Below are 21,950 nucleotides of genomic sequence, written 5' to 3' on the forward strand. Positions count from 1 at the left end.
TGGGACCCCACTTATGTCGATAGAGTTGCCCGAACAGGCCGTGATGACACCACTGATTTCAGGGGAAACCTCATCCAAGAGTCAGAAACGCAATAAGTGGTTGACCTGGGTCAGTTATCTCTTGCCTTGGTGGCTGCTGGTACCGCTGGGAAGCTGGCTCATGTATCACTATGCATCCCAATGGCAGATAGATCAGGTGCGTTATGCTCAGCGGGAGCTGGTAGACAGAGACGCTCTGGTACTCGATGCGCAGTTGACCAAGGTGCATCAGGATGTCAGCCTGCTATCGCAAATGACGGCATCGGTATTGGCCGACCCAAAGCTTGACGAGAGCGAACAGCTGAGCTTGTTACAACGCCTGTTTGTTGATTTCAGCAAGGCCTATCCCAGTTATATGCAAGTTCGCTGGATAGGCATCTCAGGAGTTGAGCGGGTCAGGGTTGATCATACAGATAATCAAAGGCGGGTCGTTGCCAACGACGCATTGCAGGATAAATCATCACGCTATTACGTGATTGAAGCCAACCGACTGGCTCCGGGGGCGGTTTATTACTCTCCTTTTGATCTCAATATCGAAGGCGGTGAGATAGAGAAACCCTATCGTCCCACCTTACGCGCCGCCACCAAAGTGATGGATACCAATGCCAGCGAGCTTGGACTGGCATTGGTAAACCTGGATGGCAGTGGTTTACTCGAGCGTTTACGCCAGTCCGGCAAGACCATGTTGCTGAATGCCGAAGGCTATTGGCTGCTTTCAACTTATGGCCACAGGGAATGGGGCTTTATGTTCGGCGATCCCGAGCAGCGTCTGGCGGTCGTTCACCCCAAGGTCTGGCAGCGCATTCAGCAGACCAGCCTGGGGCAGTTTATCGATGAAACCGGTATGTGGACCTTCTCTCGGGTGGGCCCGAGCTTAAACAATGGCAGCCAAGTGCCCATGCTTTACACCTTGTCCCATGATGAGCAGCCTTTGCTCATTCAAGCCAGGCTCAGGCAGCTCTATACAGGTGTCGGTGCCGTGGTGCTTCTGTGCATGACTTTACTGGGGGCATTTTTGGCGCGATCCAATCTGCGTCTGGGGGATAAGGCTCATGAGTTGCAACAGAGCAACGCGGCATTGGCACTGACATTGGCTCAACTGAGGGCATCACAACAGGAACTGGTTCGCACCGAGAAACTATCGTCCCTGGGCTTGATGGTGGCCGGAGTGGCTCATGAACTCAATACGCCTATTGGTGCCGCCATGTTGTGTGTCACTGCGCTGAATGAAAGGGTGGACGAACTCAAGCGTGGGTATCACAGTGGCAATATTAAACGCTCGCAGTTGGAGGAGTTTATTGAATACCAAGCGGAAGGTTTAACCCTGGCCGAGCGCAATCTCAAACGTTCAGCCCTGCTTATTCAACAGTTCCGTCAGGTAGCATCTGACAGGGCCAATGCCGACAGGCAAGCCTTCTGGCTCCACGAGTTGATAGCGGATATCCTGGCACTGAATCACGGCCAGTGGAAACACAGCCATCATAAGTTGACCACGGATATTCCCAGCGATATTCATATGCACAGTTATCCCGGCCCCCTGGGGCAGGTGATCCAGAACCTGGTACACAATGCGCTGATCCATGCCTTTGAAGAGCCCGACCGGGGCGAAGTGCATATCTGTGCCCGCAAGCTGCAAAACAAGGTGGAGATCTGCGTGATGGATAACGGCATAGGGATTAAGGAGCAGGATAGTCAAAGGGTGTTTGACCCTTTTTATACCACCAAGCGAGGTAGCGGTGGTACCGGGCTCGGCCTGCATATAGTGCACCATCTGACCACTGAAGTGTTGGGAGGAAGTGTGCGGGTATCTTCGGGAGTCAATGGCATAGGAACGTCGATGATATTGCTGTTGCCGCTGGAGCAAACGGCGGTCAAGCCCGCAGCTAAAGAAGCCGATATGGCACCGGCCTGAAGCCTGCCTTGAGCAAAGCTAAAAGTCCTTGCCTGAAATAAAAGCTTATAAAGCTTAACCTCAGCCCCTTGTTATTCTGCGTATTTTTACAATAACTCGACGGTATCTGTCATGTATGAGTGAACTTTTCCCTGGTTGAAGGCAAACAACCTTGAGATAGATGCGTTCCATGCATAAAGTATTAACCCTAACTATTTAGAACGAAAAACAGGATGTTATCAATTGGCTACCAATACTAGCAGTACCAGTATCCGAATCGCTAATTCTGCCGATGCCCAGGCTATCAGTGATCTGATTATTCCCCAAACCCGCAAGTTTGTATTGCCCTCCTGTGGTGTTCAGGTTCATGCAATGCTGCTTGATTCCATGTCGCCTGCCAGTGTCAGCGGCTATTTAAACGGAGATTACCGTTATCATCTGGCTGTCAATGATTCAGGTGAGCTTTTGGGGGTAGTAGGCATGAGGGAAAATCGCCATCTGTATCATCTGTTTGTTCGCGAAGATGCAGCAGGTCAGGGGCTGGCACGGCGACTTTGGGATGTGGCCAGAAAGGTATGCCTGGACAAGGGCAATGAGGGCAAATTTACGGTTAATTCAGCCGTCACTGCCGAGAATGTTTACCTGAAATTCGGTTTTAAACGTATAGATGGCGTTCGTGAGCGAGAGGGAATGGTGGATATTCCCATGAGCCTGACGTTATAGCAGCCCAAGAGTCGTTAAGGCCTCTTGGGTGGCTTAAAATATGAAAAAGCGCCCTTTTGGGCGCTTTGTACTTTGATACTCAAGTTTACGCAAAAATGAGATAAGGCTCAGTCCGCGAGGGAGTCACCTGTCTTGGCTGCGTGGGGCTTGCTGCTTGGCAGCAGCAGGTTCATCACTATAGCCACAATACCGCAAAGGCTGATACCGGTCAGGCTGAATGAGCCGATACCGAAAGCCATGCCGCCGATACCGAATACCAATGTCACCCCAACGATGGAGAGGTTGCGGGGCTCGCTGAGATCCACCTGATGCTTGATCAATGAGTTGAGGCCCACAGCGGCAATAGAGCCGAACAGCAAACACATGATACCGCCCATCACAGGTACTGGAATCGTCTGCATCAGGGCGCCCAGTTTACCAACAAAGGCCAGCAAAATGGCGGTAATGGCAGTCCAGGTCATAATTCTGGGGTCGAAGTTGCGGGTCAGGGTCACAGCGCCCGTCACTTCAGAATAAGTGGTGTTTGGCGGGCCGCCAAAAGCGGTGGCCGCTATGGTGGCGACCCCGTCACCGGCAAGAGTGCGATGCAAACCGGGCTTTTTCAAATAATCTTTACCGGTAACATTGGAGATAGCCAAAATATCTCCTATGTGTTCCACGGCAGGGGCTATGGCAACCGGGATCATAAAGGCAATGGCATGCCAGTTGAACTCGGGGGCAACGAAGTTGGGCATGGCCAGCCACGCGGCCTCATGTACCACATTGAAATCCACTATGCCGTAATACAGACTCAGGCCGTAACCTACTATGATACCGGCCAGGATCGGCATCAACCTCAGCAGTCCCTTGGCAAAGATGGCCACGGCTATGGTGGTCAGTAGTGATGCCAGAGAAACAATAAGGGCGGTATCCTGAGCAACCAGTACCTGACTGCCGTCACCACTCTTGCCGAGCGCCATATTCACGGCAACCGGTGCCAGACCTAAACCTATGATGATGATCACAGGTCCCACCACCACAGGGGGCAAGAGTCTCATGATTACGCCGCTGCCACGCAGTTTAACCACAGAGGCCAGTACCAGATAGACGCATCCTGCAGCCATCAGGCCCCCCATGGTCGCGGGGACGCCCCAGGTTTGTACGCCGTACATGACAGGTGGAATAAAAGCAAAGGAGGAAGCAAGGAAAACAGGGATTTGACGTTTGGTGATCAACTGGAACAACAGGGTGCCGAATCCGGCGGTGAACAGGGCTACGCTGGTATCTAGGCCGGTGAGCAGCGGCATTAGCACCAGGGCTCCGAAAGCGACAAATAACATCTGTGCGCCTTGCAGAGGACGGGCAAGGTATTTCATTTTTTTATCCGTATTTAGGTTAAACCGGCCAATATTACCAGTTCACTGTAAATCGTGGGGGACTATTTGCCGTTTTAGATCAAATTTTTCACAAATTCTACCGCTGAACCCTAGATGAACGAAGCGGGAGGTTTTTCATCTCCATCGGCTCGCCAAGTGAGGCATATATGATACACTTTTGCCATTCCGACCATTTTTTACCGTCGCAAAGATGCTGAATTCATTTATAAAGCCAGTCGTTTTTCTCTCCCTGTTCTGTGCCACAACTCTGGCCCAGGCTGTTGAGGTCAAACGTTTGGATGAAGCCACTGTAGCCGTGGAATCCCGAACCAGTGCCGAGAAGAGCAAGGGGCTCAAGAAGGCATTGGAAGATGTTATTTTGAAAAACTCCGGCTCCCGTAGCGCCCTCGAAAGCCCGGAAATTCAGGCCAAGCTCGCCAATGCCGATGCCATGGTCAGTCAGTTTGGCTATCTGGATACCGAAGAGGGGCTAAAGCTGAAGGCCAATTTCGATCACCGCAAGATAATCAGCATGCTGCGCGAAGCCGGCTTGCCGGTCTGGGGCAAACAACGTCCCCTGACTCTGTTTTGGCTCAGCACGGATATCAATAATGAGAGGGTTATCCTCAGTGATGATTCGAGTGCCGAAGAGCGCAAGGCGTTTGCCAATGCCTCGATGGAACGTGGTGTGCCTTTGATGTTTCCTTTGATGGATCTGGACGATCTGATGCGCATCAATGTCAATGATGTGCGCGGTTTGTTTGCAGATACCGTCGCTACCGCTTCAGGGCGTTACCAGGCGGACTTCTTTGCCATGGGTACACTGGAAGCCAGCGGCAGTGAATTCAGCTATCAACTGGTGCTTTATCCCAAGACAGATGTCAGTCAGTCTTTTGGCCAACCTCTGCTCAGCCGTCAGGGGCGGGCCGCCAGTAAGGACGAAGCCGTGGCCGAGATGATGCTGTCACTGTCTGATTACTTCGTTTCCCGGTACGCGATTGCCGATTCCGGCGATGGCCTGTTGAGCAAAGTGCGTTTTACCGGCATCAACCAAATGAAACAGTTGGTTGAAATAGAGGCGTTTCTCAACCAACTCAGTGCGGTGCGTGAAGCCAGTCTCAGTACTCTGCAGGGTGACAGTGCCACTTTCAGCGTGCAGCTTTTTGGCTCGGAAGAGGACTTGAAAAACCTGCTGCGTCTGGAACCACGTTTATCTTCGGCCGAGACTGGTTTTCAGGATGTGGCTGGCGGGCAGGGCAATGACGACATGAATACATTGCCACAGCCATCCAAGACCACAGAATTCAGCGATAATGTGAACCAGCCCATAGGCCCATACCAATGGCACAGCCGTTGAGGTTTTAACAGCGGCGCCAGTCATGCTAGACTTGGCGCCCGCATTACTTGATTTACTGCGATTTGGAACGATCCTGAGTGACACAAAACTCACCCTTGCAACTTTCACTGCCCGTTCACTTGCCGGACGATGAGACTTTTAACAGTTATTATCCTGCGGCAGGAAACGATGAACTGATCCAGACCTTGAGGGCCTGTGCCGAAGGCCGCAGCCAGGGAGCCGTCTACCTATGGGGACCGGTTAAGTCGGGACGAACCCACTTGATGCACGCCGCCTGCGCTCATGCCAATGAGTTGGGACGCAGCAGCTTCTATATTCCCCTGGGTATTCATGCCAGTATCTCCACCGCTTTGCTTGAAGGCTTGGAGCAGCTCGATCTTGTCTGTATTGATGATGTCGATGCCATTGCCGGCCACCCTTTGTGGGAAGAAGCGATATTCGATCTCTACAACCGAGTCGCCGAGCAGAAACATTGTGCTTTGGTGGTCAGCGGCAGTGCGGCTCCCATAGATGCCGGTTTTGCCTTGCCGGATCTGGTCTCAAGGATGCAGTGGGGGCTCAATTATCAGCTGCAACCCATGGCCGATGAGGAAAAGTTGGTGGCATTGCAGCGCCGCGCCGCCATGCGTGGCTTGCAATTACCGGAAGATGTGGGCCGTTTTCTGCTCAATCGTTTGGCCCGGGATCTGCGCACCTTGTTCGATGTGTTGGACAGGTTGGACAAGGCCTCCATGGTGCATCAGCGTAAGTTGACCATTCCTTTTATCAAAGAGATGTTGCGCCTCTGACTGTCGAGTCCAAGCCTAGTTATTTTAAATGCATTTAAAAAGCGCAGCTGAAGCTGCGCTTTTTTGATGCTCGAATAAACCGAAAAGCGTGTCAGGGTCTGTTCACCCCTACGGGAGTTTTGTGGCGATCGCCACTTAAACGCAGCGGCACTTGGGTCTGTTCACGCCCTTGCTGACGCTGGACATTGCTGTTCGGCGCCATAAGTGTGGGTGATATGCCGAGGTTGGCCGCCCAGCTCAGGCCTGGTTGCATCTGCAGCGGCGCCGGCAAACTATCCAGCAGCAGCTGAGCATTGAGCTCAGGCATCATTTCGCTCAGCACCAAGCCTGTACGGTTTCTGAGGGCCGAGGCGCCGATACGTCCCCGCTGGCCCCAGTCGACACTGATGCTATTTGCGGTCACTGTTTCGGGTTTGTCTGTAATCGCCACATCACGCTGCACGCCAAGACGGTAGCTCATCATGGCTTCTTCAAACAGCATGGCGGCATCTTCCCTGGGGGTGCTGTAGTTGTAAAAGTCATTGGCTCTGTCTGCGGAGAAGAAGCCACTGACATCCCCGGGCGTATATGCCTTTTGGGTGGCGGTGGCTGTTTGGCCCATAAAGCTCACGCCGGCCAGGGCGCTCATCTCTGCGCTGCCCAGCGGATAGGCGCTGCTGAGCTGATCCGATATCAAGGCTTTTTGTGCCGTGCGTCGGTAATAGTCATCCAGCAAAGTCGGCCCCTCAAGGCTTTGGTGAACACTGCGCGGGAAAAAGTCATTGGCATGGGCCAACTCGTGATAAAGCAGCGAGGAGAGATCGGTTGTCAACTCGCTGATAGGGCGGTTGCTGCGCTGGCTGCGATCACGATAGACAGAAGCATAATCGTTGTCTTTGACATAACGCCAGGGGATCAGGAACTGCAGTTCATTACCGAAACCGGCACGGTAATCCGGCGCTTCATTGATACTGTCGCGCTCAGTTGCCGTCAACCAAAGATCTTCCGGATCCAGATAGATAGCACCTGTGACCACCCAGTAGAAGGAGGGGCGGACATCGTAACTTATCACCACTGCGGTGACAGACTGCAGCAAGGTGGCAAAGTCACCATGAGTGTCCATTTGATCGAGGAAGGCTTCAAAATTACGTCCCATCCAGTCGTGGGATACCAGTACCCGGTTCATTATCGCTTCTTTATCACTGATGCCGCCGGCACCTTGTCCTATCAAGGGCAAGGTACTGAGCTGGCAAGCGCTCAACTGATTGGAATAAGTGCAGCGCTTTAACACTTCGGCATAAGGCGAGTTGCGTTTGTAGGCATGGGTGCGGGCGATGGGCGCATCAAAGTACTCTGAGGTGATTTGCTCTTCATCTGTTATCAGTATGCTGACTTCATCGCTTAAGGTCTCGCCATTGACACTGGCGCTGGCTCTTAAGATCACCCCTGTGTCCTGATTGACCTCGGGCGCAACAAACAAGGGGCGTTCAGGGTTGGTCAGATCCAGGTTGAGCTCAGGTCCGGCGGCAATACACCAACTGATGTTGTTTGCCACTGTGCCATCGACTCTATCCAGTCGTACGCTGACATTGTTGCCCTCTACCACTTGGTGATCCTGGCGGATATTAAGGCCACTTCCGTCCATCACTGTCAGGGTTACCGTTTCCTGCAGGCTGAGATCACTGCCGCTGACATTCAACTGAAAGCGGTAATCACCGCTTTGCGGCGGCACAAAGGCCAGCACAGGGCTGTCATTCATGTCCATATCGACACTGGGCCCGGACAACTGTTGCCACTGGAACTGCATATTACGGCTGTTGAGCGTTCCCAGAGTGGCCAGAACGCTGCTTTGCTGGCCGGCTAAATAGCGGCTTTGCAGCTTAAAAACCAGACCAGAGGCTGTGGTTTGGTTGTCGAATTCACTTTGTTGTTCACAACGCGACAAGGCCGGAGGTGGGGTAACGACAGGAGGGATAAGGTCGCTGCCATCATCGTTGCCACCACCGCCACAGGCGGTGAGCAATAGAGTACAGGTGAAGGGGAGGTAAGGCAGTATCTTCATGGCACGACTCCACTTGGTTGACTGCTTGTTATTATTTGTTGTTGTTTTATATAAAAATGGTTGTGTTGCTTGGGCACTATAGCACGGGCCAGCAGGGTGACCAATAGTCCTTAAGATGGGAAAAATTGTTGCAAATTATGCCAGTATGCGAGGGAGTCAGAGCAAGAGCTGAACAGAGTACAAAAAAGGGGCCATTATCGTCGGCCCCTATCTATTATCCGGGTTTACTCTTTGTCTTTGGCGCGTTTCTTGAGTCCCAGACCCAATTCGCGGCCGCGCTTGCGGGCGTAGAAGGGCATGCTGATCAGTAAGCATGAGATCAACAGACTCTCAATCAGCGCAAACCACCATTCATTGCCCTCGGCTATGTAGAGCAAGGTCAAGCCGTGCAAAAAATAGAGACAGAGAATAAAGCTGGCCCAGGCAAAGGTATAAGGATTACCTTTAAGGATCCCAGGCAACGGCAGCAGCAAGGGCACCAGCCAAAGACTGGTGAACAGCAGCGAGTATTCGCCGTCGAGCCCTTTACCGATAAAGGCATAGGTCAACAAGGCTGTCAGTAGCAGATAGCCTGTGCGTGAGACCTGTAATAACGCATGACTGCTCATTTACAGGATCGCCAACACGTTTTCCGGTGGGCGGCCGATGGCGGCTTTACCGTTGGCCAGGACGATTGGGCGCTCTATCAGCTTGGGGGTGGCAATCATGGCGGCAATCAATTGAGCTTCGGTCAATTCCGGGTTATTCAGCCCCTGAGCCTTGTATTCCTCTTCCTTGGTGCGCATCAATTCACGGGCGCTGATGCCCAGTTTAGCCAGCAGTTCACTGAGGGTGGCAGCATCCGGTACCTGCTTCAGATACTCGACAATCTGGATCTCGACGCCTTTGGACTCCAGCAGTGCCAGTGTTTCGCGGCTCTTGGAGCAGCGAGGATTATGGAAAATAGTGACCTGGGTCATGGGTTTTCTCTTTACCTTGGCTGAAAAGTGCGACGATGATAGCAAAAATCAGCGGTTACGTCAGCGGAAAGTGGCCCGATTAACGGGCCAGTGAAAGCCAGCATAATCAAAGTGTAAGCCGATTATTTCTTCAATTCGTCCAGCGCTCGGTCGGCGACACGGAACTGGCGTATCTTGGCCTCGATTCTGGCAATCTGCAGAGGCTGGCCGTCGGCGGCTTTATAAGCAAAATTGAGCTGATCTATAGCCCCTTTATAGTCGGCCCTGAGTGCCATGGACTCGGCATTGGAGAAGTGTTCCAGCGCCTTGTTACCGGTTTGCTTGTAGGCTTCGGTCAGCAACTGATAGGGCAAGGGGTTTTGTTTATCCAGAAACGCCATGTCCTCGAGAATAGGGATTGCCCGCTGTGGCTGTTTACTTTCGAGATAAACACTGGCCAGGTTGGCGTTGATCACTTGGGAGGTGGGTTTGAGGCGTCTTTGGGCCTCCAACATCTTTATCGCGCCCTGATAATCCTTACGCTCCACCAGCAGATCGGTTTTGGTATCGAGATAGAAGAGGTTGTCTTGATCTTTTTCCAGCAATTGATCTATGAGCTGCTCGGATTGTTTGAAGTCCTTGAGGCGAAACAGTGCCAATGCCTTGCCATAGAGGGCCGCATCTTTAAAGGCATAGTTGTGCTTGGCTAACTGGGTTTCAAACAGCGACAGTGCAGCATCGTCGCTGTAGCTGGAAAAGCGCACCTGGATCCTGGCCTTGGCCAAGTGGAAGTTAAGGTTGTCTGCCACATATCTGTGGGGATACTGAGCCGCGCGGTTACGGGCATCGGTGATCCGCGACTCGGGCAGGGGGTGAGTCAGCAGCATTTGCGGCGGCTTGGAGGTAAAACGGTAACGGGCCGCCAGTTTGCCGAAGAAGTTGGCCGAGGCATTGGGATCGAAACCGGATTCCACCAGAATTTGCATGCCTATCCTGTCGGCCTCTTTTTCATGCAAGCGGGTATAGTTGATCTTGGACTGAGTCGAGAGTGCCTGGGTGGTGGCCAGCGCCGCCATCCCGGCTTGAGGCGCTGCTATGGTTAGCAAGATGGCGCCGAGCAACCCGGCAATGGTAGCCGGGCTGGCTTTCTCCTGGGCTTCGAGTGAGCGTGCCAGGTGCCTCTGGGTTACGTGGGTAATTTCGTGCGCCAGTACCGAGGCCAATTCACTTTCATTGTCGGCGTTGAGAAACAGGCCTGTATGGATTGCCACATGGCCGCCGAAAAAGGCAAAGGCGTTGATTTCATCGTTTCGCAACAGGAAAAAATAGAAGGGGGTCTTAACCCCGGTGGCATGCGCCACCAATTTGTTACCCAGTTCGGTGGCATATTGGCTCAACACAGGATCGGATAACACAGGCGCCTGGGAACGAATAACCCGCATATAGGCGTCACCATAGACCATCTCTTTTTCGAGACTGAAGGTGTTGACGGCAGCGGTACCGAGATCCGGCAGGTCGTTATTGGCGAAACTTTGGCTGGCGGTGGCAATTAAAACAGCAGTGGCACCGGCCAGAATGGAATGTCGGAACTTGGAAAAAGTCAATGTACTCAAGCTGATTAGATTTCCTGTATGCCACTAATGCATAACTGCCTGGCTTGTGGTTTGAGTTGCAACTTAGGATAATAGCCGAGGTTTATGTTTAGCAAGCTCATCATGGTTTTAATTGATTTAACTCAGAGTCGTTGTCCCGAAGCCCTGGTCAAGGCCAAGATGGCGATGAAACGTTTGCGGCCCGGTGAAACTCTGTGTCTCTTGCTTTCAGACCCGGGATCGCGGCAGGATGTTCCCCGCTTTGCCAAAAAACAGGGCTATGATTGTCGGATTGAGTCCGACGAGCCGGCCGTATTGCGCTTACAGGTGTCCGTTGCAGAATAGAAGCGCAGGACGTAACTACACAGCTTCTTGAAGAAGCGATAATCAAGATGGCGCAGCCATCATCACCACAGGAATCCCGGATGTTTAGCTATTTGAGTCGTTGGTACCAGGCCCGCTTCAGTGATCCTCAGGCTCTGACACTGCTGTTTATTCTGCTTGGTATTGCCTTGACCATCTATTTCGCCGGTGGCTTATTGATGCCGCTGCTGGTCGCTCTGGTATTGGCCTTTCTGCTGGAGTGGCCGGTGGCACAGATGGCAAGGGTAGGGATAAGCCGCACCGCGGCCGCCTCTTTGGTGCTGATCCTCTTTATCGGCTTGATGATCTTGTTGTCATTCGGCCTGATCCCCAGTATCTGGCGCCAGGGTGCTGCGCTACTGACTGACCTTCCCACCATGCTGGACAAGGGGATAATCCTGCTGCAGGAGCAGGCGCAGCAGTATCCGCAGTTTATCTCCACAGATCAGCTCGATACCATGGTGTCCGAGCTCAAAAAATTGCTCGACACCCAGCATCTTTTGGATATCGCCAAGCAGCTTCTCGGCTATTCGGCATCCTTGCTGGTGCTGATGGTTTACGCCATCCTGGTGCCACTGCTGGTGTTCTTCTTCCTCAAGGATAAAGATGAACTGATCCGCGGCAGCAAGCGTTTCTTCCCCAGCAATCGTGATCTGGCCCGTAAGGTTTGGTTCGAGATGAATCAGCAGATCTTCAACTACATTCGCGGTAAGGTGATTGAAATTGTGATTGTCGGGGTAGTGAGTTACGTATTCTTCGCCCTGATGGATCTGCGTTATGCGGCGCTGCTTGGGGTGTTGACCGGGCTTTCAGTGCTTATTCCTTATGTCGGTGCCACCCTGGTGACCTTACCTATTGCGCTGGTTGCCTTCTTCCAGTGGGGCGTCAGCCCCGAGTTCGGTTATCTGATGCTGGGTTACGGCATCATTCAGGCGCTGGATGGCAACCTGCTGGTGCCTTTGTTGTTCTCCGATGCGGTGGACTTGCACCCGGTGATCATCATAGCCGCAGTGTTGGTCTTCGGTGGCCTTTGGGGTGTTTGGGGCGTGTTTTTCGCGATCCCGCTGGCTTCTCTGGTCAAGGCTGTACTGAACGCCTGGCCCAACGCCGAAGCAGATGCGGCCAAAGCCGCTTTAGAGGCGCAAGCCGAATAAGGCGGTAAATTTCAAGTTCACTGACACAGGCGGCCTATGGTCGCCTGTGTTTTTTCAACCGCTATTCATTCGGGCAACAAGTGGTTTCTGGCGCTCGCCGCCAATGCCCTGAATACCAGAGTGGTCTGCTTGGCCTTAAGGTTCCAGTGTTGCCAGTAAAGCGGTACCCGCATCCGCATCATGGGTGTCAACTCTATCAAGCGCCCGGATGCCAACAGCGGCTCGGCCTGCAAATGGCCCACCAGGCCATAACCCAATCCCTGTAGAATCGCTTCCAAAAAGCCTTCCGATGACGGCACTGTGTGTTGCCACCATTGTCCCGGCAGCATTTCGAAGTAGCGCTTCAAGTATTTTTCATGCAGCTTGTCGCGGGTGGAGAATATCACTGCCGGCGCCGAGGCCAGCGAGTCGGTATCCGGCAAGCCGTCGAAAAAACGTTCGGCAAACTCAGGCGTGGCCACACAGGCATACTCCATCACCCCGAGAAACTCGCTGGAGCAGCCGTTCATCGCTTGACCCAAGGTGGTCACGCAGCCGACAGCCTCACCGTTTTTCAACAGGTGATGAGTGTAAGATTCATCATCCACTATCAATTCCAACAACCAACCGCGGCGGGCGAATATGGCGCTGATGGACGGTAGAAACCAGGTTGCCAGACTGTCGGCATTCACCGCGATTCTCACCACAGTGGGCATGGCCGGATCGTCGGCGTCCATTTCGGCTCTGAGCTCAGTCTCCAGCAGTTCGACCTGGGCATAGTGGCGCAAGAGCCGCTTCCCTGTTGGTGTCGGCACTACGGGATTACTCCTGACGAGCAGTGCCTGACCCACTCTTTCCTCAAGCTGCTTTATCCGCTGTGATACCGCCGATTGGGTCACATGCAGCCGTTTGGCTGCTCGCTCAAAACCGCCTTCAGCGACCACCACAGACAGGGCTTTGAGGTGACTGTAGTCCAGCATAAAAACTCCTTGGGTTAATCCTTGTTCGATTATAAGTTTTGCTAATGACCAATAAAAAACATTAGTTATATTAATTTTATTGCCGGGAGTAAACTGCCGCCATTGAAAACTTTTATTGGTCGCCGGCTATCGCGGCGAACTGCTGTTGGAGAGATTATGCAAACCGCTTTCATTCAGGGCATGGGGATAGGTGCCAGTCTAATCATTGCCGTGGGAGCTCAAAACGCCTTTGTGTTGAAGCAAGGCATCAAGCGTGCTTATCCGTTTCCCATCGCCTTGACCTGCTCTTTGATAGACGCCCTGATGATTACTGCTGGGGTTGCCGGGCTAGGGCAGTTGATCTTGGCCGTGCCGGCCATCAAACATCTGGCGAGCTTTGGCGGCGCGGCCTTCCTGCTGTGGTACGGCTTCAACGCGCTGCGCTCTTCATTCAAGAGTCAGGGGTTGCAGACCGGGGATGCTGAAGCGGCGGATTCATTTCGCAAGGCGATGATCACCACCTTGGCGATCAGCTTTTTGAACCCACACTTGTATCTGGATACAGTGGTTTTGCTCGGCAGCATAAGTACCCAGTTTGATACCGAGGTCAGGGGCTGGTTTGGTGCCGGGGCCGTGCTGGCTTCCTTTATCTGGTTCTTTAGTCTGAGCTTTGGCGCGCGCCTGCTAGCGCCCGTGTTCAGCCGTCCCGCGGCCTGGCGTTATCTGGACAGATTTATCTGGTTGACCATGTGGTCAATCGCCCTGGCTATTCTGTGGCCCTATTTTCAGGGAAGGGGCTTCTGAGGTAAGTTCAGGTATCTTGCAGAAAAACAAAAGCCCGCATTGCGGGCTTTTTAGCGTCTCTGGCTTGGGGATGCGGTAAATGCCGGCAATAGGAGCCGGCAAAATAGCCGTGGGGTTTATCCCTTGAGATAGTCCAGCACCACTTGATGATGATCTTTGGTCTTGAACTTGTCGAACCTGTGGCTGATGGTGCCGTCCTGGTCAATCAGGAAACTCAGGCGATGCAGGCCATCATAAACTTTGCCCATAAATTTTTTCTCGCCCCAGACACCGAAGGCATCGGCTACTGCGTGGTCTTCATCGCTGAGCAGGGTGAAGTTGAGCTCATGCTTATCGATAAACTTGCCCAGTCTCGCCACGGGATCTGTGCTTATTCCAAGCACGGTTACATTGAATTCGTCCAGTTCCGCCTTGCTGTCTCTCAGGCCACAGGCTTGCACTGTACAACCAGGCGTCATCGCCTTGGGGTAGAAATACACCAGTACCCGGCCTTTTTTCAGGCAGTCTTGTAGTGAAATATTTTCATCGTTTTGGTTTTTAAGGGTGAAGAGTGGCGCTTTATCGCCTGCTTTTAAGGTGTTCATGCGTTCAATCCTTTTGATCTTTATCTGGGGTGAGTGGGATTCAATCGGCTTTGGGGACCGCAATACCCTGCATACGTTTGATGTTGCAGGTCAGGGACATCTCTTCGGCCAAGGCCTGGATGCTGGTTTCCAGTTTATCCAATTCGACCTTTTCCGGGATATTGATGGCCAGGAAAACGTGCTGAGTCTGGCTGCCGTCCGGCAGCTCTTCCGAGTAGGAGCGCACCGCACCGAGATCCAAGGACCTGTCTGCCAGGAACTGGGAGATGCGTTTCATGGTGCCGCGCTGGTCCTGACCGTTGAAAGTCACTTCAATGCGCGAGATGTAATTTTGCGGCGTGTGCTTGGAGGTGCGCTTCATTACCGTCATCAGTTCAAGTTCGACACTGAGACTGGGAAGGCTGGTTTCTATCTTGGTAATGGATGCCCAGGAGCCGGACAACATCATAATCAGAGTAAACTCGTTGCCGAACAGCGCCATGCGGCTGTCGACTATGTCACAGTCGCAATCACTGGCTAATCTTGCCAGTTTGCTGACCAGGCCGGGACGGTCGGCCCCCATAGCGGTAACGACCAGGTAGTTGGTCATGAATTTTCCTCATATTTCCGGTATCATAGAGCGAAAACTCAGCCCCTTTGAGCTGAGTTTTTTGTGCGGTCAACCATGCTACCACAACTAATTCGATTTGTTAGCCCTGACAGTGCTTGTCATTGGCTGGCTGCACCAGTACCATAGCGAATCCTGAAATCTTGGGGACATAAGATGATAAACGGAAGCATCGTAGCCTTAATTACGCCCATGCAAGGCGATGGCTCAGTGGATTTTGCAAGTCTCGAGCGTTTGGTGGAATTTCATATCGAGCAGGGGACCGATGCCATAGTTGCAGTTGGTACCACAGGCGAATCTGCCACTCTGCCCATTCGCGAACACCTCGAAGTGGTGTCACAAACCCTTTCTTTTGCCGCAGGCCGTATTCCCGTCATAGGCGGTAATGGCGCCAATGCCACCGCTGAAGCCATAGAGCTGACCCAGGGCCTGTCGAAACTCGATGTGGCTGCCATGCTGGGGGTGACACCTTATTACAACAAGCCCACTCCCAAGGGGTTGATTGCCCATTATAAAGCGGTTGCAGCCAGTACGGATGTTCCCCAAATTCTGTATAACGTTCCAGGCCGCACTTCGGTTGACATGAAGCCGGAAACCGTTGCTCAACTTTGTGATGTGCCCAACATCATAGGGGTGAAGGAAGCCACAGGCGATCTCGCACGGGTTAAACGGCTGCGTGAGCTTTGCGGCGATAATTTTCTGCTGTTCAGTGGTGATGATGCCACGGCGCGCGAATTCCTGGCCCTTGGTGGCAACGGGGTGATCTCGGTTGCCAACAATATCGTCCCTAAGGCGTTCAAGGCCATGTGTGAGGCGGCGCTGCAAGGAAGAGCAGCAGAGGCAAAAGCCGTGGATGAACCCCTGAGCGGCCTGTACAGTGCACTCTTTTGTGAGGCGAACCCAATACCGGTTAAGTGGGCGGCCCATCGCATGGGACTCATCAGCGAAGGCACAATTCGTTTGCCTTTGACTGAACTTTCCGAGGAGTTTCATGGTCTGTTGCTTAACGCAATGCAAAAAGCCGGGATAGAGGTTGAATAATTTAATGCTAAAGCAAGTTTCCCCCTTAGTGCTGGTTGTCGCAGTTTCAGCCTGCAGTACGCCGATTGACCGTCGTCAGGCCAATGGCAACTTCGAGTATGTTGAAGCCGGCACTTCAGCTCCCTTGGTGATCCCGGAAGGATTGGACACCCCAAGGTTCAGTAAAGAGTTTGAGATCCCGCAAGCGGGCGCCAAGAGTAATGCTGAGTTTGTTGGTGAAAAACTCGATATTCGTCCGCCTTTGCAAGTGCTGCCCATGGCTGAAGGCACCCATGTGGAAGAGGGCAGCGACAACATCAAAGTGGTGGTTGAGTCCATCGACAACAGCGTTGATCTCAAACAGGAGATCTTCAGCACGGTTAAGGGTTATCTGCAAAAGCAAGGCTATGGCATAGTCTCTGAAGATTATGATAAAGGCGCTATCGAAACAGATTGGATTGAAACAGAGCAGGTGCTCGATTCTTCCTGGTTTGGCAGCGATAAAGTCTACCAGCTGCGCCAGCGTTTCCGTTTCGATGTCGAAGTTCGTCCACATGGCCGCACAGGCAACCTGGTGATTAACCTTATAGATCACGAAGAGCATTACGACGGCTCAGAGCTGCCGGTACTGCTCAGTGGTGAAGATAAGCGCCGTTACACCATAGATATGCTCAACAGCGCCGTGGCCTATATGAGCCTCAAGCGTGAGCAGATGATCAAGGCCAACCGTATCAAGCAGAGTCTGGGTATTGATATGTCATTGCATCAGGGCGGCGACAGCGAGAGCTACTGGGTGGCTGATGCGCCATTCAAGCGTACCTGGGATCGTCTGCGGATAGTACTGCCTGAGCTTGGTTTGGAAGTGGTGGACATGGACTCAAGCAAAGGTTTGTTCTACGTTAACTTGAATGATAACTCTGGCTTCTGGAGTTCCCTGTGGGGCGATAACAAGTTAGCGCTTAAAGAGGGCAGCTATCGTTTATTGCTGCAGGAAAGTGCCGCCAACAAAGAGCAGACAGAGATCCGCCTGCACGATGTGGCCGACCAACCGCTCGCGAATGAAACCGTTGAAGCCGTCTATCAGAACCTGGCGGATTTGATGCGCGAAGATCGTAAAGTGCGTTAAGCTCTGCGGGTTTATACCAGAGAGTGTGATTGAAAAGGCGCCGATTTCGGCGCCTTTTTTGATCTCCTCATAAGCCTATTGCTGCCCTTGGGTGCCAAAAGTCGGTACCGAAGTTCTGTGGCTTTCTCAGCACCAGCCATTTATAACCATTTAATTTATAATGTTTTTATTTGATATTTGTCCTACTCCTTCATCTTTACCGCACGATAGATGAAATCAACGCCTCCCTGTTTGTAAAGTCATTTGCAGAATAGTCCTTGGTTTTTGAGTCAATCTATAGCCTGTATCTTTGTTCCGGCGGCTTTGATGCAGTTGTTTTAACTGTGTGTGTATCTGTGTCAAATAAATGTAATTTGTAAGAAAAGGTAAAACGTATTGAAGCCGATAAGTCGCAGAGTAAACTGTTTTACCCATAAAACTCTGTACCTTCGGACAACCAATGAAAAAAATAATACTCCTTTTGGTACTACTGGCGGCCGCAGCCATTGGTTATCAACAATGGCATCAGCAGCAAGCCCCGGCGGAGAGAAAGGCCCGCCCGGTACCCAATGTTGTGGTGTATAAGGCAGCCATTCAGGCTGTGCGGGATGAAGTGGAGGCCCTTGGCACTTCCAAAGCCTATGAGTCAGTCACCATCACCCCCAAGGTCAGCGATGTGGTGACCTCGATTCGCTTCGATGATGGTCAGATAGTCAAGCAAGGGCAACTGCTTGCCAAGCTGCAGGACGCCGAGCAGCAGGCCAGAGTGGAACTGGCCAGGATCAAGGTACGGGAGAATACCCGCGAGTTCGACCGCATCAGCTCTCTGGTCACCAGCAAGACAGTCGCAGAAACCGAGCGCGACCGACTGCAAACTCTGATAGAAAGTGCCAGGGCCGAAGTCGAGCAGGCACAGGCGGCGCTGCGGGACAGACAGATCACCGCCCCCTTCAATGGTCGCCTGGGTTTACGCCAGGTTTCGGTCGGCAGCCTGGTCACCCCAGGAGTGGTGATCACCACCTTGGATGATATCTCGGTGATCAAGCTGGATTTCTCGGTTCCCGAGCGTTTTATTCAGGACTTGTTGCCGGGCAAAATCGTGGAAGCCAGCGCGGTCGCTTACCCGGATAAACTGTTTCGCGGCAAAGTTGTTTCCATCGACAGCCGGGTTAACCCAACCACACGGGCAGTAGTGGTGCGCGCCGAAATCCCCAACCCCGATGGTCAACTGCTACCGGGCATGTTGATGAAGGTCAAGCTTATCAAGCAAAACCGTGAGGCGTTGTTGCTGCCTGAGTCGGCCATTATTCCTATTCAAAACCGTCACTACATCTATCTGGCCAACAGTGAAGGTGTGGTGGAACAGCGTCAGGTTACTATTGGGCTGCGCAGCCGTGGCTGGGTGGAAATTCTCGAAGGCGTTGAGCTGGGTGAGCAGGTGATCATTCGCGGGATCCTCAAGGTCCGTCCCGGTGACAAGGTCAAGGTGGAGTTCAAGGAACATTTCAGCTTCCTGACGGCTGAAGAGGCGAAGACCACAGCATGATACTGACAGACATTTCCGTTAAACGGCCGGTTTTCGCCTCGGTCATCAGCCTGTTGCTGATCGCTTTCGGTCTGGTGTCCTTCGGTAAGTTGCCACTACGCGAATACCCGGATATCGACCCGCCGATAGTCTCGATAGATACCAGCTACCGTGGCGCCAGTGCCTCTGTGGTGGAAAGCCGTATCACTCAACTGATTGAAGACAGGATCAGTGGCGTTGAAGGCATACGTCATATCGACTCTTCCAGCACAGATGGCCGCTCCTCTGTGGTGCTTGAGTTTGATATTGACCGCGATATTGAAGCCGCCGCCAACGATGTCCGTGACCGGATTGCCGGTTTGCTGGATAACTTGCCGGAAGAGGCCGATCCGCCGGAGGTGCAAAAGGCCAATGGCGGCGATGAAGTGATCATGTGGCTCAATCTGGTGTCGGATCAGATGACCACTTTGCAGCTCACCGACTATGCCCGCCGTTACCTCACCGACAGATTCTCCGTTATCGACGGGGTGGCCAATATGCGTGTCGGTGGCGGCAAGGTTTACGCCATGCGGGTCTGGATTGACCGCCAGGCACTGGCGGCCCGCAACCTGACCGTAGCCGATGTCGAAGCGGCCCTGAGATCGGAAAACGTCGAACTGCCGGCCGGCTCCATCGAATCCAAGGAACGTCACTTTACCGTGCGGCTTGAACGCAGCTTTCGCACCGCCGAAGACTTTGCCAACCTGGTGCTGACCCAAGGGGGCGATGGCTACCTGGTTAAGCTCGGGGATGTGGCCAGGGTCGAAATCGGCTCGGAAGAAGAGCGGATCATGTTCCGTGGTAACGGCGAAGCCATGATAGGCTTGGGGGTCTCCAAACAGTCTACCGCCAATACTTTGGAAGTGGCGCGGGCGGTGAATAAACTGGTGGATGAGATCAACCCGACTCTGCCCCAGGGGATGGAGATTAAACGCTCCTACGACAGCTCAGTGTTTATCGAAGCCTCTATCGATGAAGTGTATCAGACACTGTTTATCGCCATTATTCTGGTGATCATCGTCATCTACCTGTTCCTTGGCAGTGTGCGCGCCATGTTGATCCCGGCGCTGACTGTGCCTGTATCCCTGCTGGCCACTTTTATCGTGCTCTACGCCTTGGGATACACAATTAACCTCTTGACTCTGCTGGCGATGATCCTGGCCATCGGCATGGTGGTGGATGATGCCATCGTGATGCTGGAAAACATTCACCGCCGCATCGAAGAGGGTGACAGTCCATTGAAAGCCGCTTTCCTCGGCGCCCGTGAGGTGGCCTTTGCGGTTATTGCCACTACGGCGGTGTTGGTGGCGGTATTTATGCCAATCACCTTCCTCGATGGCGATCTCGGTAAGCTGTTTAAAGAGTTTGCCGTCACCATGAGTGCCGCCGTGTTGTTTTCCTCGATAGTGGCACTGACACTCAGCCCCATGATGTGTTCCAAGCTGCTTAAACCCGCGAGCCAGGATACCTGGTTGATGCGGCAGGTCGACAAGGGAATGAACGCTCTGGCAGGCTTTTACAGCCGCAGCCTCACCGGCGCCATGAAGCACCCCTTGCTGGTTTCCCTGTTGGTGGTGGCGGCTCTTGGGGCCAGTGCCTACATGGTTAAACTGATCCCGCAGGAGTTTGCGCCGGAAGAAGACAGGGGCTCTATGTTCCTGATGGTCAACGGCCCGGAAGGCGCCAGCTATGAATATATTGAAGCCTATATGAACGAGGTGGAGCAACGTTTGATGCCTCTGGTCGACAGCGGCGAAATCAAGCGTTTGTTGATCCGTGCGCCTCGCGGTTGGGGCGGCTCGGCCAACTTCTCCAACGGTATGGCGATCATAGTGCTCAATGACTGGGGCCAGCGCCGTCCCGCCAAGGAGATCATCAATGATGTCCGTGCCAGGCTCGCCGATCTCGCCGGTGTCAGAGCGTTTCCTGTAATGCGTCAGGCCTTTGGCCGTGGAGTGGGCAAACCTGTGCAGTTTGTCATTGGCGGCCCCAGTTATGAGGAGCTTGCCAGATGGCGCGACATCATGCTCGAAAAAGCGGCGGAAAACCCCAATCTCGTCGGTTTGGATCATGACTACAAGGAAACCAAGCCCCAGCTCAGAGTCGTTATCGACAAAGACAGGGCGGCCGATCTCGGGGTTTCCATCGCTCATATAGGGCGCACGCTTGAGTCCATGTTGGGGTCACGCCTGGTGACTACCTTTATGCGCGACGGTGAAGAGTATGACGTGATCATTGAGGGGAACCGCGACAGCCAAAACACCGCCTCGGATATGCAGAATATCTATGTGCGCTCAGATCGCAGCAAGCAGCTGATCCCACTCTCGAACCTGGTCAGCATAGAGGAGTTTGCCGACGCCAGTCAGCTCCATCGCTACAACCGGATGCGGGCCATTACGCTGGAGGCCAGTTTGGCGGAAGGTTACAGCCTGGGTGAGGCGCTCGATTATCTCAATGATTTGGCCCACACCTATCTGCCGGCAGAAGCCTTGATAAGCTACAAAGGCCAGTCGCTCGACTATCAGGAGTCCGGCAGCTCCATGTACTTCGTGTTCCTGCTGGCACTGGGGATAGTGTTCTTGGTATTGGCGGCGCAGTTTGAGAGCTATATTCACCCCATGGTGATCATGCTGACTGTACCGCTGGCAACCGTGGGCGCCTTGGTGGGTTTGTTGCTGACCGGTCAAAGTCTGAATATCTACAGCCAGATAGGCATCATCATGTTGGTGGGGTTGGCGGCCAAGAACGGTATTCTGATTGTTGAATTTGCCAACCAGCTCAGGGATAAGGGGGTCGACTTTGATGCCGCTATTTTGCAGGCGGCCAACCAAAGGCTCAGACCCATACTGATGACAGGCATAACCACGGCCGCCGGTGCCGTGCCTCTGGTGCTCGCCGAAGGTGCCGGCGCCGAGACCCGCTTTGTTATCGGTGTGGTGGTGCTCTCCGGTATCTTGCTGGCCACCTTGTTTACCCTGTTGGTGATCCCTGTGGCTTATTCACTGTTTGCCCGCCGTTCCAGTTCGCCCGAAGCCGTGGCGCAGCAACTGGAAAAAGAGCTGGCAGAATAACCGGCCTAATCAGTCG

19 protein-coding genes are annotated in these 21,950 nt (G+C 53.2%); 11 read left to right on the forward strand and 8 right to left on the reverse strand.

The genetic code is table 11. The features are described from left to right. Positions 1–13: 13 nt before the first annotated feature. Positions 14–1,951, forward strand: coding sequence for a sensor histidine kinase (locus HCX89_RS12750; protein WP_167716275.1), 1,938 nt, complete (start codon positions 14–16; stop codon positions 1,949–1,951). A 222-nt stretch (positions 1,952–2,173) separates the two neighbouring features. Beyond that, positions 2,174–2,653, forward strand: coding sequence for a GNAT family N-acetyltransferase (locus tag HCX89_RS12755; RefSeq protein ID WP_044734448.1), 480 nt, complete (start codon positions 2,174–2,176; stop codon positions 2,651–2,653). A gap of 107 nt (positions 2,654–2,760) precedes the next feature. Here the strand turns inward: HCX89_RS12755 and HCX89_RS12760 are convergent, their stop codons facing one another. Then, positions 2,761–4,008 carry a uracil-xanthine permease family protein gene (locus HCX89_RS12760; RefSeq protein ID WP_044734449.1) on the reverse strand — a complete coding sequence of 416 codons (1,248 nt, stop codon included), beginning with the start codon at positions 4,006–4,008 and terminating at the stop codon, positions 2,761–2,763. Between the two features lie 211 nt (positions 4,009–4,219). Between HCX89_RS12760 and HCX89_RS12765 the strand changes: the two genes are divergently transcribed. Together HCX89_RS12765 and hda are read left to right on the forward strand one after the other, a co-directional pair. Further along, a complete protein-coding gene (locus tag HCX89_RS12765; RefSeq protein ID WP_144130945.1) occupies positions 4,220–5,365 on the forward strand; it encodes a DUF2066 domain-containing protein in 1,146 nt (381 codons plus the stop codon). Positions 5,366–5,442: 77 nt separating this feature from the next. Beyond that, positions 5,443–6,153, forward strand: coding sequence for a DnaA inactivator Hda (gene hda / locus HCX89_RS12770; RefSeq protein ID WP_025009703.1), 711 nt, complete (start codon positions 5,443–5,445; stop codon positions 6,151–6,153). 91 nt (positions 6,154–6,244) lie between these two features. Here hda and HCX89_RS12775 read toward each other — a convergent pair whose 3' ends face one another. From HCX89_RS12775 to HCX89_RS12790, 4 genes are all read right to left on the reverse strand, one after another. Beyond that, positions 6,245–8,194: a hypothetical protein gene (locus HCX89_RS12775; RefSeq protein WP_167716277.1), complete on the reverse strand. Its 1,950-nt coding sequence runs from the start codon at positions 8,192–8,194 to the stop codon at positions 6,245–6,247. Between the two features lie 224 nt (positions 8,195–8,418). Beyond that, positions 8,419–8,802: a DUF2069 domain-containing protein gene (locus HCX89_RS12780; protein WP_025009705.1), complete on the reverse strand. Its 384-nt coding sequence runs from the start codon at positions 8,800–8,802 to the stop codon at positions 8,419–8,421. Continuing rightward, positions 8,803–9,153 carry an arsenate reductase (glutaredoxin) gene (gene arsC / locus HCX89_RS12785; RefSeq protein WP_025009706.1) on the reverse strand — a complete coding sequence of 117 codons (351 nt, stop codon included), beginning with the start codon at positions 9,151–9,153 and terminating at the stop codon, positions 8,803–8,805. 122 nt (positions 9,154–9,275) lie between these two features. After that, positions 9,276–10,745, reverse strand: coding sequence for a M48 family metalloprotease (locus HCX89_RS12790; protein WP_045282759.1), 1,470 nt, complete (start codon positions 10,743–10,745; stop codon positions 9,276–9,278). A 102-nt stretch (positions 10,746–10,847) separates the two neighbouring features. Here HCX89_RS12790 and HCX89_RS12795 point away from each other — a divergent pair, with 102 nt between their 5' ends. Continuing rightward, the gene (locus HCX89_RS12795) at positions 10,848–11,069 is read left to right on the forward strand and encodes a sulfurtransferase TusA family protein (protein WP_025009707.1); all 222 of its coding nucleotides are present in this window, start codon (positions 10,848–10,850) and stop codon (positions 11,067–11,069) included. An 80-nt stretch (positions 11,070–11,149) separates the two neighbouring features. Continuing rightward, positions 11,150–12,241: an AI-2E family transporter gene (locus HCX89_RS12800; protein WP_028779227.1), complete on the forward strand. Its 1,092-nt coding sequence runs from the start codon at positions 11,150–11,152 to the stop codon at positions 12,239–12,241. A gap of 65 nt (positions 12,242–12,306) precedes the next feature. On the opposite strand, the gene HCX89_RS12805 is transcribed toward HCX89_RS12800, so the two are convergent. Beyond that, positions 12,307–13,200, reverse strand: a complete 894-nt coding sequence (locus tag HCX89_RS12805) for a LysR family transcriptional regulator ArgP (protein ID WP_107110381.1) — start codon at positions 13,198–13,200, stop codon at positions 12,307–12,309. Between the two features lie 156 nt (positions 13,201–13,356). Between HCX89_RS12805 and HCX89_RS12810 the strand changes: the two genes are divergently transcribed. Next, positions 13,357–13,983 carry a LysE/ArgO family amino acid transporter gene (locus HCX89_RS12810; protein WP_025009710.1) on the forward strand — a complete coding sequence of 209 codons (627 nt, stop codon included), beginning with the start codon at positions 13,357–13,359 and terminating at the stop codon, positions 13,981–13,983. Positions 13,984–14,099: 116 nt separating this feature from the next. On the opposite strand, the gene bcp is transcribed toward HCX89_RS12810, so the two are convergent. Further along, a complete protein-coding gene (gene bcp / locus HCX89_RS12815) occupies positions 14,100–14,567 on the reverse strand; it encodes a thioredoxin-dependent thiol peroxidase (protein WP_028779224.1) in 468 nt (155 codons plus the stop codon). Positions 14,568–14,607: 40 nt separating this feature from the next. After that, complete coding sequence (locus tag HCX89_RS12820; RefSeq protein WP_025009712.1) at positions 14,608–15,156, reverse strand: glycine cleavage system protein R; 549 nt, start codon at positions 15,154–15,156, stop codon at positions 14,608–14,610. Between the two features lie 174 nt (positions 15,157–15,330). On the opposite strand from HCX89_RS12820, the gene dapA reads away from it, so the two are divergent. The 4 genes from dapA to HCX89_RS12840 all read left to right on the forward strand — a co-directional run bounded on the left by dapA (position 15,331) and on the right by HCX89_RS12840 (position 21,934). Beyond that, the gene (dapA, locus tag HCX89_RS12825) at positions 15,331–16,215 is read left to right on the forward strand and encodes a 4-hydroxy-tetrahydrodipicolinate synthase (RefSeq protein ID WP_167716279.1); all 885 of its coding nucleotides are present in this window, start codon (positions 15,331–15,333) and stop codon (positions 16,213–16,215) included. A gap of 4 nt (positions 16,216–16,219) precedes the next feature. Beyond that, on the forward strand, positions 16,220–17,320 hold the full coding sequence (bamC, locus tag HCX89_RS12830) for an outer membrane protein assembly factor BamC (protein ID WP_044734456.1): 1,101 nt from the start codon (positions 16,220–16,222) through the stop codon (positions 17,318–17,320). A 439-nt stretch (positions 17,321–17,759) separates the two neighbouring features. Continuing rightward, entirely contained in the window at positions 17,760–18,845 is a 1,086-nt protein-coding gene (locus HCX89_RS12835) for an efflux RND transporter periplasmic adaptor subunit (protein ID WP_025009714.1), read from the forward strand. Next, positions 18,842–21,934: an efflux RND transporter permease subunit gene (locus HCX89_RS12840; protein WP_107352131.1), complete on the forward strand. Its 3,093-nt coding sequence runs from the start codon at positions 18,842–18,844 to the stop codon at positions 21,932–21,934. Before HCX89_RS12835 ends, HCX89_RS12840 begins: the two co-directional genes overlap by 4 nt. Positions 21,935–21,950 lie beyond the last annotated feature (16 nt).

Source organism: Shewanella sp. Iso12 (genome assembly GCF_012030025.1).
GTDB lineage: Bacteria > Pseudomonadota > Gammaproteobacteria > Enterobacterales > Shewanellaceae > Shewanella > Shewanella algae.

Coding starts and splice junctions, on each gene's coding strand:
- HCX89_RS12750 (WP_167716275.1), top strand. CDS start 14: ATGTCGATAGAGTTGCCCGAACAGGCCGTGATGACACCACTGATTTCA.
- HCX89_RS12760 (WP_044734449.1), bottom strand. CDS start 4,008: ATGAAATACCTTGCCCGTCCTCTGCAAGGCGCACAGATGTTATTTGTC.
- HCX89_RS12765 (WP_144130945.1), top strand. CDS start 4,220: ATGCTGAATTCATTTATAAAGCCAGTCGTTTTTCTCTCCCTGTTCTGT.
- HCX89_RS12775 (WP_167716277.1), bottom strand. CDS start 8,194: ATGAAGATACTGCCTTACCTCCCCTTCACCTGTACTCTATTGCTCACC.
- HCX89_RS12780 (WP_025009705.1), bottom strand. CDS start 8,802: ATGAGCAGTCATGCGTTATTACAGGTCTCACGCACAGGCTATCTGCTA.
- arsC (WP_025009706.1), bottom strand. CDS start 9,153: ATGACCCAGGTCACTATTTTCCATAATCCTCGCTGCTCCAAGAGCCGC.
- HCX89_RS12795 (WP_025009707.1), top strand. CDS start 10,848: ATGGTTTTAATTGATTTAACTCAGAGTCGTTGTCCCGAAGCCCTGGTC.
- HCX89_RS12800 (WP_028779227.1), top strand. CDS start 11,150: ATGTTTAGCTATTTGAGTCGTTGGTACCAGGCCCGCTTCAGTGATCCT.
- HCX89_RS12805 (WP_107110381.1), bottom strand. CDS start 13,200: ATGCTGGACTACAGTCACCTCAAAGCCCTGTCTGTGGTGGTCGCTGAA.
- HCX89_RS12810 (WP_025009710.1), top strand. CDS start 13,357: ATGCAAACCGCTTTCATTCAGGGCATGGGGATAGGTGCCAGTCTAATC.
- bcp (WP_028779224.1), bottom strand. CDS start 14,567: ATGAACACCTTAAAAGCAGGCGATAAAGCGCCACTCTTCACCCTTAAA.
- HCX89_RS12820 (WP_025009712.1), bottom strand. CDS start 15,156: ATGACCAACTACCTGGTCGTTACCGCTATGGGGGCCGACCGTCCCGGC.
- dapA (WP_167716279.1), top strand. CDS start 15,331: ATGATAAACGGAAGCATCGTAGCCTTAATTACGCCCATGCAAGGCGAT.
- bamC (WP_044734456.1), top strand. CDS start 16,220: ATGCTAAAGCAAGTTTCCCCCTTAGTGCTGGTTGTCGCAGTTTCAGCC.
- HCX89_RS12835 (WP_025009714.1), top strand. CDS start 17,760: ATGAAAAAAATAATACTCCTTTTGGTACTACTGGCGGCCGCAGCCATT.
- HCX89_RS12840 (WP_107352131.1), top strand. CDS start 18,842: ATGATACTGACAGACATTTCCGTTAAACGGCCGGTTTTCGCCTCGGTC.